Origin of the sequence: Halobacillus alkaliphilus (genome assembly GCF_900113125.1) — a bacterium.
Lineage (GTDB): Bacteria > Bacillota > Bacilli > Bacillales > Halobacillaceae > Halobacillus > Halobacillus alkaliphilus.
The window spans coordinates 1-14,873 of the sequence record NZ_FOOG01000025.1 but is presented as its reverse complement, the minus strand read 5'-3'; the positions used below and the strand labels follow the sequence as shown (position 1 = coordinate 14,873).

Here is a 14,873-nt window from a genome sequence, read left to right as displayed (position 1 = left end):
AAACTTTAAAATAGGCTGTTCGTAATTTATATTAGGGGTTTTTAAGGTGAGTAATAAATATGTTATATATTCAATCCTTGCTGGTTTGGTTACTTTTGTTTTATGTTTAATCATCTTCATTGCAATTGACTCTCCCTCTCCATATATTGCAGGACTAATTATAGGCTTTATGATTTTCGAAATAAGCTTTTATCACTTATTTAGAAAGGAAAAGAAGAAACGAGAGTTGATGTGACGAGTAATAAGCTGATTTCTTACGGAAGGAGGTCAGGTTGGGCAGTAAAATTATACAAGAATAGGGGAGGTATTAAATGATTAAAGAAATATATGAATTTATAAGTGAAGTACAGCTAAAAAAGTATGCAGAACTTGCTGTACGAGCTGGTGTGAATTTGCAAAAAAATCAACTATTGGTTATTCATAGTGATATACAAAATGCTGCGTTTGCACGTCTAATCCAAACGGCAGCCTACGAATCAGGAGCTTCAAATGTATTTATAGATTGGACAGATGAACAGTCTACCAAAGAATTTTTCTTGCATGCAGCAGATCGTGTCATTGATCACTATCCTGATTGGCAGGCTGCTCGTTTTAAGGAGTGGGACGATGCAAATGCTGCTTACATCCATATTATTTCTGAAAACTTAGAGGTCTTTAAGGAGGTTTCTTCAGAAAGGATAAATCGTTTCCAAAAGGCTTCTCGTACTAAATTAAGAGATTATCATGCGAAAATTAGATCCCACGAGGTACGCTGGTGTCTTCTAGCTGTCCCGAGCGTTGAATGGGCAACGAAAGTATTCCCCAACTTAAGTAAAGAAGAAGCTTTACGATCATTGTGGAAATTAATTTTAAAAGGGTCACGGGCAGATGGAGAAAATCCTGTGATAGATTGGGAAAGTCACAATAGAGCCTTCGAATCTCGAAAAAAAATCCTAAATGAGAGCCAATTTGAATCCCTGCATTTTACAAATAGCTGTGGAACTGACTTATTAGTTGGTCTACCTAAAAATCATCTCTATATCGGCGGGGGAGTCAAAGATGAAAAGGGAATACATTTCTTTCCGAACATTCCTACAGAAGAGATATTTACTGCTCCTCATAAAAATAAGGTGAATGGCAAATTGGTAGGTACTAGACCTCTTATCTATGGGGGAAATATCATCGATGAATTTTATCTGATTTTTAGAGATGGACGTATTACCGACTATCATGCTGTAAAGGGACAGGAAGTGTTACAAAATCTCATCGAAACAGACGAAGGATCACATTATCTAGGTGAAATTGCCCTGGTCTCTAATAAATCTCCTCTTGCTCAGGCAGATACTCTTTTTTACAATACCTTGTTTGATGAAAATACGTCCTGTCATATTGGAATTGGAAATGCATCTCCTTCCAATATTCAAAATGGCAATGACCAATCTGAGGAAGAGTTGAAGGCATCGGGGATGAATACTTCACTTTTGTTAGTCAATGTGACCTTTGGTACTGAAGATACGAAAGTAGTGGGCATTAAAGAAGGTGGATCTGAAGTTCCGCTAATGGAGGATGGGGATTTCCAATTCTAAATTGTCTAGAATTTAAAACAGTAAAAACTGATTTTAGGTGAATTATGCTTAGGGCTGTTTATATTGAAAACAATCAGGACAGCATCCCAGTAACCATGGGTTATAATTGTGAAAGAAGGTACCTAATCAAACGAGTGTAAAAGAGTAAGACTCCCTATGTTATATCTCTAACTCAAATTTTACATAAACGGGTCTATTCTTCAATAAAGACGATAGCTTTAGTACTCACAGAGAAGGATAGTTGAAGAAGGGGTTTCATATTGTGCTAGGGGGCTTAAATTGATCTTTGAGGAAATTGATATAAAGAAACATCGAGATACAGTAGTTAATAATCGGAAAGATTCATTTTATGTCAGTTTTGGAGATACTATCGGGTTCAGTGAAGAAGAATATTTAAGCTGGTTAGAGGAAAAAATCAGGGATTTTCCTGAAGGTTTTGTTTTAGCCAAGGAAGATGGTAAATATATCGGACAACTTGAATTAACGATTCGTGAATACGAAGGTAATAAAATTGGGTATGTAAACTTGTATTATTTAACACCCGAGATGCGTGGACAGGGTAAAGGAAAAGCTTTACACCACTATGCAAAGCAATTCTTCAAAAACAATGAAGTTAGTGAGTATCATCTAAGAGTTTCTCCATCAAATAATAACGCGATCAAGTTTTATCGCACAATCGGAATGGATGAAGTTGGTACAGAATTTGATGGAAAAGTAATTAGAATGAAAGGTTATTTATGAGATTTCATATTGTGCCAGGGGATGAGTTAGTATAGAATAAATTTCAAGATATCTCGAATTCAAGTCTTAAACAAAAAAAGAACTTTCATAAAATTGAAAGTTCTTTTTTTGTTAGCCATATCAACCCTAAACGTTAACAGCAGTTGAAAAAGAAGGCCGTGTCGTTTACACCGCCTTCTTTTTCCTTTCATAAGTACTTTTAATTGAGGATGAGGAAGGTTTTACACTAAGTACGATCACCGTAACCAGGATAATTGCCATTCCAAGAAGTTGAATAATGGTCAAATGATCTCCAATAAGCAGAAAGCCGAATAATGAAGCTGTTACGGGCTCAACCATAGCGACCATTGAAGCGGTAGTTGGGGCAGTCCATTGAATGCCTATCACATAAAGTATAAACGAAATTCCAGCTCCCAGGACCCCCAATAAAACAAAGCAGCCTACGTCGTTTGACGTCATTACGCTAGCGGCTTCATCCATGTCCGCGATAAGCAAAAGGATAAGACAAAATGAAAAGAAAGCGATGGTTAAAGTGGTCTGTGGCTTTCCGATGGAGGAGGCGTTTTTAAAACCGAATATAAATAATGCATAGGAAAGGCCTGCGGCAAGCCCGGAGGTCACTCCTAGTAAACCCACTGATAGCGAATTGGTATTGTAGGCACCTGTAAGCATGACAATCCCTATAAGTACACCTAATATGCATCCCCATTTAAACCAGGTCGGACGCTCGATTTGTAATAAAAAAGAGATGACCAGGACGAACACAGGTGCTGTGTACATTAAAGTAGAAGCAACAGCCACGCTTGACGCCTGGATAGTGAAAAAATAAAAGGTGAAATTTCCAGCAACACCTACACCAGCCAATGAGGACCAAATGTATAAGCGTGGAGAGGAGGTCCAGTTTTGTTTAAAGCGTAAAAGAAACCAAGTAAAAAAGCATACAAAGCCAACAGCCCCTCGATAAAGAGAAATCACGACAGGATTCCAGCCTTTATTCATCAAAATATCTGCAATTCCTCCACTAACACCCCAGCATATAGCCCCAAGAATAACTAAGCATACACCTACAGATCTCATCGTTTGTACGCCTCCTAAAAAATAATAGAAATCTAAAGTGGACTTCATAACAATAAAAATTCAAAAGCCAAGACATCTTCTGTCATTTCTTAATAAAAGGTATGTTCTTTAGAAGGCATACATGGTAATTTTTCACTTGATCTTACATTCGACTTAACGTTTACATGGAAAACAATAGCCAAATAAAATATATGAAACTTTACGGTCAGAGGTGGAAGCTGCGTCTTTTTAATCCATTAAGGGTGTAGCTGATCTTTACTGAAACTCAGGTGCTTTTCAGGAAAAGATACAAGGAAATAATGGAAATAATTAGCAAATGTTTTCTAAGTTTAGCAGGGAGATATCTATTATTCAACTAAAAAATAGAAAATATGGTATTTATAAGAAATTTTAGCTTCAAAAGAGTAGACCGAAATTATAAATGTACTTAATCTTTGCACTGAATTATTTACAGCATAGTATTATTTAACAATTTCATTACCAACAAAGCAGGAGGGTTTAATTGAAGAAATTGGTTTTTACTGGGGTGGAGATTTTGAGAGAATCGTGGAAAGGGTATAGTTTGTTACATAAGTTTCTACCAAAGGGTGAAGAGATATGAAAATATATACGATTGGGCACTCCGACCATGACAAGCAAAACTTCTTGCAGATGCTTGAGGCTGCAGATATCGAATACGTGGCTGATATCCGTGCCTTTCCTGCCAGCCGAAAATTCCCGCAGTTTAATAAGGAAAGAATGGAAGATTGGCTTAGCGAAGCGGGTGTAGCGTACCAGCATTTTTCCGTGCTTGGTGGCAGGCGGAACCGGTCAGGCGAGATTGGGGAGAATCTAAATGCCGGATGGGACAATCGCTCGTTCCACAACTATGCGGATTATACATTAACGAAAGTGTTTCAAAATGGGCTGGAGGATTTAAAAACGGAGGCTGAAGGAAAGACTCTTGTCTATATGTGCTCCGAACGGCATCCGGCAAAGTGTCACCGCCTGTTGATTAGTAACTGGCTGCAGGCGAACGGCTGGGATGTTATTCATGTGATCAATAATTCAAAAGGAAAAACAGAGCTGGTCGGTCATGAACTTGGGAGGTGGGGTGCGATGCCTATTGTGGAAGAGGATGGAACAGTAGTGTATCCGCTCCTTGGGGATTAATGTTCTAAACCAAAGAGTTAAGACTGAATAGCCGGAGAGTACGGCCAGGAATGTGGAGGAGCATTGATAGAATAAAATTTTAGTTTTTTGAGGAGGAATATGATGTGGATCGTGTTTATGATCATTTTTGTGGTGGCGGCAATCGCTGCTCTAGCCTTACCGATTCTACTGCCTTCGAAAAGAGATAAGGAAAATCCGGATAAATATCATGAGTCGCGCTGGATGTAGTAAATAGAGGTTTTTATGCCGCAGGTCTATAAGAGCCGGCGGCTTACATAATAGTGGGTAAACGCAGTGCAGGAGAAGTGATAAAATGAAAGTTTTTCTGCTTATGTTCGTTTCGATATTGATTACTGACTTTTTATCGACCCAAGTTTATGCCTGGATTGATTTGGAGTACCGCTTATTTCAAGATACTTTTAATCTATGGTTGTTTTTACTGGACTTCGGTATCTTTCTCTTGATTGCTATGGGAGTTTATTCTCTACTGAGTAAAATATTTTCAAAAGGAAGTTCTGCTCGTTCGTAGGATTGTTTAGGGTTTGGGACTTGGTAGGGAACACGACAAAAAGCATGATAAGAGAATTAGGTGTACCGGCATGTTAAAATAGACTCATCTTATGAAAGTATCGATAAGGGGAGAAACATGCCGAAATATAAGTTGAAAACAAAATTTAAAAAAGCCGTTTCGGAAGCGTTTGTAAAAATTTTGCTGCCTATCATTCTAGTAATCGGTGGTATTTATCTGCTTACAAGCAGTAATCTGGGGGACGGCATAACGAGCAGTACAAATGAATCTACCGGCTTGTCCGATCAAGTGCTGCAATATGAAGATGAAGTTCGAAAGTATGCAAAGCAGGAAGGCATAGAAGAACACGTAGATGTACTGTTAGCGTTAATGATGCAGGAATCGGGTGGAAGAGGAGATGATCCTATGCAAGCCTCCGAATCTTTATGCGGTTCGGTCGGTTGTATTGATGACCCGGAAAAGTCTATTGAACAAGGGGTCACTTACTTTGCTGATGTGTTGGAGCGAGCCGATCAGGACGTTAAATTAGCTCTTCAATCTTACAATTTTGGCGCAGGTTTTATAGATTATGTTATGAAAAATGGAGGAGAATACACGCAGGAATTGGCGATTGAATTCTCTGCGCAGAAGTATGAAGAGTTAGCCCATACGGGAAAGTACGATTGTATTCGTGAGGAAGCGGAACAGTACGACGCCTGTTACGGGGATATCTATTATGTAGATGCTGTCCTTGATTATTATGATGAAGAAGATGTGCAGGATTTGTAACTTAGTGGCAATAAAAATAAAAGGGGGACTTCTATGATATGGAAGTCCCCCTTTTTTTAATGGAATAGATGATCCGCTTTAATCTTCTGCAGCGATCGCTTCAGCTTTCGTAGTGTGAACGGTGCCGAACGGATGGTTAGGCGGGGCGTAGATCGAGTATAGTTTGAGCGGCGTATTGCCCGTGTTGGTTAAGTTATGCCACGTACCTGCCGGGATTATAATAGCCGAATCATCCATCACATTTCTTGTAAAGGTCAGGTTGTTTTTTCTGTTACCCATCTGTACAAATCCCTGGCCCTGCTCCACACGCAAGAATTGATCAAGATTTGGGTGCCTCTCTAAGCCGATATCTTCTCCTGGTTTGATACTCATCAGGGTCAACTGTAGATGGTCACCGGTCCATAAGGCTGTGCGAAAGGTTTTATTTTGGTTGGTGGCTTTATTGATATCCACAACAAATGGATTGGGTCCATAATCCTTCAGCTGAATGTTTCTTTGCCCGTGCGTAGGACGCCAGGCAGGATGCCCATAGTCCTGAGGGTATGCCCAGTACCCCGGCTGATTTCCATAACTGTACATAGGGATAGTTCCATCATAAGGATAACGATATGGATACATATAAGGATTATAATACACGTTTCTTCATCCTTTCTTAGTTCCTAAAGTTATCCTATGCATTAGCCCAGTGAACGTACGTAAAAATTAATGCGGAAATCCCCTTTAATTCATGGCCCTTAGAATGGCACGTTACTTTAAATCGTTATGTTGATAGTTTAGAAAAGCTCCCATTACTTGAAGACTCAGTTTCGAGACGTTTGTTGAGCGGAAGGTCCTTCGGGGGATGATTTCGCTTTCCGGCCCTTTAGTTTAGTAAATCGCTTATGAATATTACGCAACAAAATTTTACTGGTTTAGGAAAAGGATTGAGATGAAGCAGCAGATTTGAAATAATAGATGAGATCTTAAAGGTAACGAACAGCGATTCAGCCAGGAGGTATGATCATCCATGAGTAAAATCCGTCAGCTGTTTAGCGGACCCATTTTTTCCGAAAAAATCGATCGTTTTATTCTGATCCCGCTTGCCCTAATTGGAGTCCTTCTTGCCAGATATTTAAAATCAGCCGGGTGGGCCACAGGAGATGCGTTAGGCATTCTGGTGCTGGCAGCTATTCTTTTGACTATAGGCTTGCGTATCATAGGAGCACGTTGGAAGGAAAAGAAAAACATTAGCCGTTAAAAGCCGTCTTTTCATAGAAAAGGCGGTATTTTTATAGAAAATAAGGAAAGCACATTTGACCATAAGTGAATTTTGTTTCGAAGTCCGCCCAGGAAATTTTCAGAATAAAAGAAATTTTACTTTAATTTGAAAACGCCTTCATATACATCAACAGTGCCTTTATACTGGAAGTGACAAGAAAAGACAAAAACGGCAGAATTATGAATTTTCAGTGGCCGTTTTTATTTTTGCGAAAAGAGAGGAGAGGACTGTCTTGGCTGACAAACGTAAAGGTATGTTTCAAAAGGGATTGGATGCCATTGAATATGTGGGTAATAAATTGCCTCATCCAATCACGCTATTTGCTATTTTGGCGCTACTGGTAGTAGTATTATCTGCTATTGTTTCCAGTTTTGGGCTGAGTGTCGAACATCCTGGGGAAGAAGGGGAAATCGTTGAGATAAACAATCTTCTTAGCGGAGAAGGGATAGAGTACATCTTTTCCAGTATGACAGAGAACTTTATCGGATTTGCTCCTTTAGGTGTCGTTCTCGTCACAATGCTAGGAATCGGAGTAGCCGAAAGAACTGGACTGATTAGTGCTTGTTTACGCGGGTTTGTGCTATCCGTTCCCAAAGCATTGATCACCTATGGTCTTGTATTTGCAGGTGTCATGTCCAGTGTGGCTTCTGATGCTGGTTACGTAGTGTTACCTCCGTTAGGTGCTGTCATATTTGCCGCACTTGGGCGTCACCCATTAGCTGGACTAGCTGCTGCTTTCGCAGGGGTTTCTGCAGGATTCAGTGCAAACTTATTTTTATCAGCGACGGATCCTTTATTAGGAGAGCTAACGATTGATGCGGCTGCTATTATTGATCCTGCTTATGCTGAAAATATGAACATAGCTATGAACTACTATTTTATATTTGTTTCTGTATTCTTGCTCACGTTTGTAGGGGGATGGGTCACAGAAAAAATTGTAGAACCCCGTTTGGGAGAATATAAAGGCGAATTCCGTGAAGAGTTAAAAGGACTGGATGCTGTCGAAAAGAAAGGCCTGAAGTGGGCAGGTATTTCTGTTGCTGTGGCAACCGTCCTCATTGCTCTTTTAGTTCTTCCAACTGGTGCTCCTTTAAGAGGAGAGGATGGAGGTATCATTCAATCTCCATTTATGAGTTCCCTTGTTCCTATTATCACCATTCTTTTCTTTATTCCCGGATTGTTTTATGGCATCGCAGTGAAAGAGATTAAAAATGATAAGGATGTTGCTGACCAGCTTTCTGAGACGATGGCGTCCATGGGGATGTTCATTGTACTTGCTTTTACTGCCGGTCAGTTTGTTGCTTACTTTTCAGAAACCAACATGGGACTCGTGATTGGGGTTTATGGCGCGGAATTGTTGGAATCAGCCAATCTGTCAGGCATACCATTAATACTAGGTTTTATTTTGGTGGCCGCTATTATTAACTTGTTTATAGGCAGTGCGTCTGCCAAATGGGCTATGATGGCTCCGGTGTTTGTACCTATCATGATGCAGCTGGGATATTCACCTGAATTAACGCAGATGGCCTACCGTGTTGCAGATTCTACGACAAATATCATTACGCCGCTCATGACTTACTTTGCCATCATTATCGCATTTGCTCAAAAATACGATAAACAAATGGGAATCGGGACGTTAATTTCCGTTATGTTCCCATATACGATCTTTTTCCTGATCGCTTGGACAGTCATGCTAATTGTCTGGATGCTGACTGGAGTCGATTTGGGACCAGGTTCACCAATCCACTATTAATGAATAACCCACTTGGAAGAAAGTACAGCTGTAAAAATGGAATTCCAACTATATGGAATTCCATTTTTTTGAGGTTCAACAGTTGCAAACGTATTAGAAGTCTTTACCCGTTTACAATTACGCCCCCATTCACATGGAGCATCTGACCAGTGACGAAACTTGCATCCTGGCTCGCGAGATAGACGTAAGCCGGGGCTGCTTCCTTCGGCTGACCGGGGCGCTCCATCGGATTGTCGGAACCGAATTCGGCAACCTGTTTCCGGTCGAAGCTTGCAGGGATCAAAGGTGTCCAAATGGGTCCTGGAGCTACTCCGTTCACGCGAATCTTCTGACCAACAAGTGATTTAGCAAGCGCACGGGTGAACGATGTGATCGCTCCTTTGGTTGAGGTGTAATCAATCAATTGCTCGTTCCCCGCATAGGCCGTAATAGAGGAGGTATTAATGATCGAGCTTCCTTTTTTCATGTGCGGGAGTATGGCTTTCGTCATGTAGAAAAAGGAGAAGATATTTACACGAAAGGTGCGCTCCAGCTGTTCATTCGAAATATCAAGAAGGCTTGTCTGCGGGTATTGAACGGCTGCGTTATTGACCAGCACATCGACCTGGCTGAATTTACGCTTGATCTGTTTTACGGCATCTGTACAAAAGTAAGGATCTGCAATATCGCCGCTGATCAGTAGACAGGTGTGTCCTTCTTGTTCAATTAAGCGTTTCGTATCCTCGGCATCCTTATGTTCATCAAAATAAAGGACGGCTATATCTGCTCCTTCACGTGCGAAATGAAGACTTACGGCTCTGCCTATGCCGCTGTCCCCTCCGGTTATTACCGCAATCTTCCCCTGAAGCTTTCCACTTCCCTGATAATGTTCATCTATATATTCTGGAAGCGGCGTCATTTCATATTCAAATCCCGGCTGACGATTTTGATGCTGCTTCGGCTGAATTTCTTTCTTTTGCTGGTTCATGAGGTTTCCTCCTAAATAGTGAATGGCTATTTCTAAGGTGCCCAGTAGGTCAGAGAATATTTGCGCAGTCCAGTTAGGATTTGCAAGATCTATTTTATCTACCGAATGTTTATATCTTCCAGTTTCATTTGTTCTTTGTTGTGGTAAAATAAGAACAAATGTTCGATCAGAAAGGAAGGTACCGCATGGATGGCTTGTTTGCACGATCCCTGGATAAAAACGAGAAGCTGGTTGTCATCTATATGGATAGCCGGGGCGAGGTCTCCCAGCGTTTCATTCGGGTTATGGATCTACGTGCCGATGATATTTTAGTTTATTGTTTTGCGAGAGAAAAGGTAAGAACGCTTAAAAAAGACAGAATTCTGTCGGTTTTTCCTGCAAGCACTGTAAAGAGAAAAAGAAGTGCCGCAATGGAATAGACCTCTCTATGGGCTGAGGCAGTTGTTACTAGATTTTTTTAACTTCCATCGGATTTACCATCATAGTCCTTCTCATTTCCGCATATCCTACAACTAACGAAATGAAAGTAAGGAGAGGGATAGGATGGGCTTCACTTACGGAAAAAGAGAGTTAATGCAGGATTTGCAAAGGGTGTTTGCCAAGCATAATGTCCAGTCCATTAAAGTCAATAAGCCAGGTACACTGTTTAAAATAGAGGAAGATGGATCCATGAAAGTGGAAGTAGGAGCAACGATCACGGCCTTTGATTACAAGCCAGGTGAAAAACCGGTGAGCAAATTCAGAGTTGTAAATGGTGGGAATCAGAAGAAGCAGTAAAAAATCAGCGCGTTTGACCGGGATTCTGGTCAAACGCGCTGTTCACTTTTTCCACCTGTAATTTAGTAACTTCACATGAAGAATAAACATTTCTAGTCAGATTAACCTCTGTCCGTGGCATTTTTAGATGTTAATAGTACATGAAGGCGATTATTCCAGCTAGAACGATACGGTACAAAGCAAAAGGTAATAACTTGACTCTATTAATAAGCTTTAAAAAGAATCGGATCGTGATCAGAGCAAAGATAAATGCGCTGACAAAACCGACCGCAAAGAGAGGAACAGCCTCAGCTGTGAAATACGCCAGGTTATCGATTATAGAAAGGCAGCTCGCGCCAAGCATAATCGGTACCGCCATAATAAAAGTGAAGTCTGCAGCCGAGCGGTGGTTCATACCAACAAGCACTCCGGCAGAGATGGTCGAACCTGAGCGGGAGAAGCCGGGCCACAAGGAAAAGCACTGCATCAATCCAATTAGAAGAGCCTGATGGTAAGTGATTTGATCCACACTCTTTAAAGAGAGGTTGCGGGTTCCGTAGAGGTCAGCGAAAATCATAAAAAAGCTTCCTAACAGAAGTCCTATGAGTACGGTTTCGACCGTAAATAAATGTTCATCGATATAGTCTTCGAAAAGAAATCCGAGCAGAGCTGCCGGAAGCAGCCCTGTCAGGATATGACTGATTTTAAGACGACTGGAGTTCTCCTGTGCACGCGGTCCCGCACCCAGTAAATCCATAAACCGGTGTCTAAATGTAATAACTACCGCAAGAATAGAACCAAGCTGAATAACGATTTTAAAGGTGTTGGCTGTATAGTAGCCTAAAAATTCTCGAGAATGTAACCACATTTCATCCACGATAATCATATGGCCAGTAGAAGATACGGGTGCGAATTCAGTTAATCCTTCAAACATCCCGAGAAGCATCACTTTTATGACTTGAATAACGTCCATTCTGATCCCCTTACGCGCTTAGTATTTTTTTACGAATGATGATGAACGCCAGGAGGGCGCACCCTGTTCCAAGTCCGATATAAGTGATGGTTGAATAGACCTCCAACAGCCGGGAGATTTCATTCCACGATTCACCCATCAACGCACCCACTAAAATGAGGATGGTATTCCAGGCCAGTGTGCCAAGGATGGTGAACAGTAGAAACAGGGACAGCTTCATGTTAGCCATTCCGGCAGGCAAGGAAATCAGACTGCGGACGAGCGGAACCATCCGGCCGAGCAGCACCGCCCATATTCCGTAGCGCTGAAACCATGATTCTACTCTCCGGACGTCTTCTTTTTTTATTCGAAGTCTATGTCCATGCCGCTCCACAAAGGATTCTAATTTTTCTACATCCATCAAGGAGCCGATACCATAAAGCACAACTGCTCCTGCAAGAGATCCGGTCGTTGAGACTACAATTACCCCAGCTATGGATAGATTCGCAGCTTGAGTCATAAATCCGCTGAACGGAAGAATAACCTCAGATGGAATGGGAGGAAAGATATTCTCTACTGCCATCATGATAAAGATGCCTGCATACCCATAGTGACTCATAAATTCAGTAATCCAATCAGCCATTGTGTACCTCCGTATTTTTGTAATGGTTGGACTTAAAGCAGCTTTTTCAGCAGTTCCAAGCCCGTCCGCTCTATTTATAATCCTATGATTTGTTTCAGTTCTTTTATGTTAACCATGCTCCAGTGAAATTCAATCCAATAGTCCTGCCATTCCACGCCTGTAAACAGACCGGACGTCCAGATTCCGCCAAATAATAATAAGAAAATCACGAACGTAACTGAATAGTAGGTAATCCAATCTTTCATTTCTGAATTTTTCATTTCAATCTCCTTTAAAAATGTTGTTAAAAGCGCACACGAAAAATAAGCTTTCCTATCGTGCTCAAAAGAAAAGCTGTGAAGCCTCTTTGTAAAAAAGGAGAGGAATGTATTTACAGATAATTGGAATGGAATTGTTCTAAGGTAAAGAAGCCGGATGAGTCGGCAAGTGGTTCGAGGGTGCAAGTGGACGCTGAAAATAACCCTTTCACATCCAGCTCGGCAGGAGGAAACAGAAAAGGTGGTAAAGCGTAATCTGCTTTTCCTTTAGGGAGAAGGACTCGAGAGACAGCTAAGGCTCCCTGTTCCATATCCGTGAAATTGGCCACGAGTGAATCCTTCTGTTCTATATTCACATGTGCTTGTAAAGACACGGCAGGGCTCAAACCTAAGAAATAGGTGGCTGTGAGCACCGCGAATAGGATTTTAACTATATTCATGTCCTTCTCCCTCTTTTCCAGATACTAGATATACAATACCCTAAGCTCACGCGAATGGGAAGCATTTTTAAAAATATACGACAGGGGAGGCTCATCCATGCCAGTATGGGTACTAGAAGTTGTATTGATTCCTGCGATTGTGGCAATTATGACTCTCGTATTTAATTTGCTTTTGCACTGGGGCAAAAGCAAATTTGACTACCGCATCGATACCACGAAGTTCAGGCGAGAGCATGATTACATGCAGTTGAGCGAATTGTATATGGAACTTTATGCGGTTATCGCCCAGTCTGAATTTCTAAGAGTATTTCACCATTTAGAGGATTTAAGCTCCTTGCATGATCTTCCTTTTGTGGAAGTGGAGCACAGGTTAAAACGATTTTCGGATGGTTTATTTCCAGGCGAATTTCAGGTGAACCAGGGGATGATGGGGAATGCGGCCATTCACTCGTTTAATAAAATGCAGCTGGTAGAACTAATTCTGGAGAAGAAACCATATGCCTCCCAGGAACTTATCAAGCTTGCGGTCGGCTACCGATACTGTCATGAATTTCTAAACAAGGATGGTCTCGTGGAATCTCAATATGAAGAATTTCTTGTCAGCGGGCTGGACTATATTTATAATATCGTGACCACGGTTGTAAGGGAAACGAATGAGAAGCGGGAAAGCTGTCATTTGGAATTTATTGAGTCGGAGAAAAACGAAGGAATCATGGAGCATGATGTTTACAAACGGAGGCATTGAAAGAGGGGAAGGGCTTTTACGCTCAGGCAGTTCAACTGATTATCTGAAATCTTGAAACAATATCCGTGCTCAGTTCGTACGTAAATCAAAGGACATTTTAGGAGTGGTAGTTATCTTGGATCTAGTGATATTTGGTGTAGTTGCCGTTGTGGGCGGAGTGGTTGCTTTATTGGGGTTTTTGATCATACTAGGGAGAAAAGTCACTGAACCCAATAAAGAATTACAGCAAAAAGTCGAAAGCCTTGAAGACGAAATGAAAAGGCTTAAGGAAAAAAGCTAATACTATTTTCTTTTGCCGGAATTAGCGTTAAAGGTAGAATAAATTTAAAATTCATTTGAAATCAACTCTTCATAACAAGGGGCTGATACTAAATATAAGGGAGTTTTAAAAAACTTAGCTAAGTATTAGAAGATTGGTTTAGAAGAAATAGGAGTGAAATGAAGTTGAGACGATGTTTATTGATTACTGCTGCGTTTTTTTCCTTCGTCCTTATGACAGGATGCTCGAATGCAGAGGCACTAGATATTACAGATAAGAGTAAAATTGTGCTTATTCCAGATGGAGATGGTGGTGAGGCCTTAACAATTTCCACCTTTATAAAAAATAATTCTGACCAGACTTCAGAACCTTTTTATATAGAATTTGAAATTCTTAATAACCAACTCCAGTCTAAGTTAAAAGAATCAAAGTTAATTGTTGGTGAAAATTATTCAGGTGATCCTCCTGGAGAGGTGTATAAAGTAAAATCACATACTACGTTACAGGCTGGTAGTACACTTCGGATTAACGGAAAAATAGAAGAAGCTGCATTGAAAAAGATAATAACCCAAAACAATGCGGTCAAAGTAAATCTTTTAAGCAAAAATAATAACCTTATAAAGTCAAGTTACATAAATGGTTTCGCAAAAGATTTAACTACAGATGGAATAGACGATTCTAAATAGTAAGTATCACTGATTTAGTGGGTTGAGATGAGTTATTTTATTTAGTACAGTACCGAAACTTTCTCTATTAACGATTTCTTTAATTACAACTCCCACATGTCTTGATATCAAGTTTTCCTGTCTAGGGGCAATACTGCAGCAAAAGTGAAGTTGAACGACTGATTAGGAAGTTAATTAATCACTGGAGAGAGTTGAATCTAAGGAAACAGAAAGGATCGAGTTGGATTGTATTTATCATTCATCAGCAGAAGACTCCCTCTTCAAGCGCCGTGTCGAAGACCGGTGGTAAGGGGGGAGATGAATGCCGTTGCCGTAAGGCGAATGT

The 14,873-nt window shown here is 40.7% G+C and carries 20 protein-coding genes; 13 read left to right on the top strand and 7 right to left on the bottom strand.

Going from position 1 to position 14,873, the window contains the following annotated elements:
• Nucleotides 1-311 precede the first annotated feature (311 nt).
• Entirely contained in the window at nucleotides 312-1,565 is a 1,254-nt protein-coding gene (locus BMZ06_RS13230) for an aminopeptidase (protein WP_089752497.1), read from the top strand.
• 279 nt (nucleotides 1,566-1,844) lie between these two features.
• Entirely contained in the window at nucleotides 1,845-2,306 is a 462-nt protein-coding gene (locus BMZ06_RS13225) for a GNAT family N-acetyltransferase (RefSeq protein ID WP_089752495.1), read from the top strand.
• A gap of 165 nt (nucleotides 2,307-2,471) precedes the next feature.
• Here BMZ06_RS13225 and BMZ06_RS13220 read toward each other — a convergent pair whose 3' ends face one another.
• Complete coding sequence (locus tag BMZ06_RS13220; protein WP_089752493.1) at nucleotides 2,472-3,383, bottom strand: DMT family transporter; 912 nt, start codon at nucleotides 3,381-3,383, stop codon at nucleotides 2,472-2,474.
• A 597-nt stretch (nucleotides 3,384-3,980) separates the two neighbouring features.
• On the opposite strand from BMZ06_RS13220, the gene BMZ06_RS13215 reads away from it, so the two are divergent.
• The 4 genes from BMZ06_RS13215 (at nucleotide 3,981) to BMZ06_RS13205 (ending at nucleotide 5,832) form a co-directional block, all read left to right on the top strand.
• Nucleotides 3,981-4,535 (top strand): DUF488 domain-containing protein, encoded by a 555-nt coding sequence (locus BMZ06_RS13215; protein WP_089752490.1) that lies wholly within the window; start codon nucleotides 3,981-3,983, stop codon nucleotides 4,533-4,535.
• Between the two features lie 102 nt (nucleotides 4,536-4,637).
• Entirely contained in the window at nucleotides 4,638-4,763 is a 126-nt protein-coding gene (locus BMZ06_RS21150; protein ID WP_281244474.1) for a hypothetical protein, read from the top strand.
• Between the two features lie 85 nt (nucleotides 4,764-4,848).
• Nucleotides 4,849-5,064, top strand: a complete 216-nt coding sequence (locus BMZ06_RS13210; protein WP_089752488.1) for a hypothetical protein — start codon at nucleotides 4,849-4,851, stop codon at nucleotides 5,062-5,064.
• Nucleotides 5,065-5,181: 117 nt separating this feature from the next.
• Nucleotides 5,182-5,832, top strand: coding sequence for a lysozyme family protein (locus tag BMZ06_RS13205; protein ID WP_089752486.1), 651 nt, complete (start codon nucleotides 5,182-5,184; stop codon nucleotides 5,830-5,832).
• Between the two features lie 78 nt (nucleotides 5,833-5,910).
• Here BMZ06_RS13205 and BMZ06_RS13200 read toward each other — a convergent pair whose 3' ends face one another.
• On the bottom strand, nucleotides 5,911-6,468 hold the full coding sequence (locus tag BMZ06_RS13200) for a cupin domain-containing protein (protein WP_089752484.1): 558 nt from the start codon (nucleotides 6,466-6,468) through the stop codon (nucleotides 5,911-5,913).
• A 370-nt stretch (nucleotides 6,469-6,838) separates the two neighbouring features.
• Between BMZ06_RS13200 and BMZ06_RS13195 the strand changes: the two genes are divergently transcribed.
• Both BMZ06_RS13195 and BMZ06_RS13190 read left to right on the top strand, forming a co-directional pair.
• Nucleotides 6,839-7,069 carry a hypothetical protein gene (locus BMZ06_RS13195; protein ID WP_089752482.1) on the top strand — a complete coding sequence of 77 codons (231 nt, stop codon included), beginning with the start codon at nucleotides 6,839-6,841 and terminating at the stop codon, nucleotides 7,067-7,069.
• Between the two features lie 253 nt (nucleotides 7,070-7,322).
• Nucleotides 7,323-8,843, top strand: coding sequence for an AbgT family transporter (locus tag BMZ06_RS13190; RefSeq protein WP_089752480.1), 1,521 nt, complete (start codon nucleotides 7,323-7,325; stop codon nucleotides 8,841-8,843).
• Nucleotides 8,844-8,946: 103 nt separating this feature from the next.
• On the opposite strand, the gene BMZ06_RS13185 is transcribed toward BMZ06_RS13190, so the two are convergent.
• Nucleotides 8,947-9,810, bottom strand: a complete 864-nt coding sequence (locus BMZ06_RS13185; protein WP_089752478.1) for an SDR family oxidoreductase — start codon at nucleotides 9,808-9,810, stop codon at nucleotides 8,947-8,949.
• A 185-nt stretch (nucleotides 9,811-9,995) separates the two neighbouring features.
• Here BMZ06_RS13185 and BMZ06_RS13180 point away from each other — a divergent pair, with 185 nt between their 5' ends.
• Both BMZ06_RS13180 and BMZ06_RS13175 read left to right on the top strand, forming a co-directional pair.
• A complete protein-coding gene (locus tag BMZ06_RS13180) occupies nucleotides 9,996-10,229 on the top strand; it encodes a hypothetical protein (protein WP_089752476.1) in 234 nt (77 codons plus the stop codon).
• Between the two features lie 124 nt (nucleotides 10,230-10,353).
• Nucleotides 10,354-10,587, top strand: coding sequence for a hypothetical protein (locus BMZ06_RS13175; protein ID WP_089752474.1), 234 nt, complete (start codon nucleotides 10,354-10,356; stop codon nucleotides 10,585-10,587).
• Nucleotides 10,588-10,717: 130 nt separating this feature from the next.
• On the opposite strand, the gene BMZ06_RS13170 is transcribed toward BMZ06_RS13175, so the two are convergent.
• From BMZ06_RS13170 to BMZ06_RS13155, 4 genes are all read right to left on the bottom strand, one after another.
• Nucleotides 10,718-11,539 carry an undecaprenyl-diphosphate phosphatase gene (locus tag BMZ06_RS13170; protein ID WP_089752472.1) on the bottom strand — a complete coding sequence of 274 codons (822 nt, stop codon included), beginning with the start codon at nucleotides 11,537-11,539 and terminating at the stop codon, nucleotides 10,718-10,720.
• A 10-nt stretch (nucleotides 11,540-11,549) separates the two neighbouring features.
• Entirely contained in the window at nucleotides 11,550-12,161 is a 612-nt protein-coding gene (locus BMZ06_RS13165; RefSeq protein ID WP_089752470.1) for a DedA family protein, read from the bottom strand.
• Between the two features lie 74 nt (nucleotides 12,162-12,235).
• A complete protein-coding gene (locus BMZ06_RS13160) occupies nucleotides 12,236-12,421 on the bottom strand; it encodes a hypothetical protein (RefSeq protein WP_089752468.1) in 186 nt (61 codons plus the stop codon).
• Between the two features lie 110 nt (nucleotides 12,422-12,531).
• On the bottom strand, nucleotides 12,532-12,858 hold the full coding sequence (locus BMZ06_RS13155) for a hypothetical protein (RefSeq protein ID WP_089752467.1): 327 nt from the start codon (nucleotides 12,856-12,858) through the stop codon (nucleotides 12,532-12,534).
• A 97-nt stretch (nucleotides 12,859-12,955) separates the two neighbouring features.
• Between BMZ06_RS13155 and BMZ06_RS13150 the strand changes: the two genes are divergently transcribed.
• The 3 genes from BMZ06_RS13150 (at nucleotide 12,956) to BMZ06_RS13145 (ending at nucleotide 14,548) form a co-directional block, all read left to right on the top strand.
• Nucleotides 12,956-13,603, top strand: coding sequence for a hypothetical protein (locus BMZ06_RS13150; protein ID WP_089752464.1), 648 nt, complete (start codon nucleotides 12,956-12,958; stop codon nucleotides 13,601-13,603).
• Nucleotides 13,604-13,718: 115 nt separating this feature from the next.
• Nucleotides 13,719-13,883 (top strand): hypothetical protein, encoded by a 165-nt coding sequence (locus BMZ06_RS20760; protein WP_175477885.1) that lies wholly within the window; start codon nucleotides 13,719-13,721, stop codon nucleotides 13,881-13,883.
• A 164-nt stretch (nucleotides 13,884-14,047) separates the two neighbouring features.
• Nucleotides 14,048-14,548 carry a hypothetical protein gene (locus tag BMZ06_RS13145; RefSeq protein WP_089752462.1) on the top strand — a complete coding sequence of 167 codons (501 nt, stop codon included), beginning with the start codon at nucleotides 14,048-14,050 and terminating at the stop codon, nucleotides 14,546-14,548.
• Nucleotides 14,549-14,873: the final 325 nt, after the last annotated feature.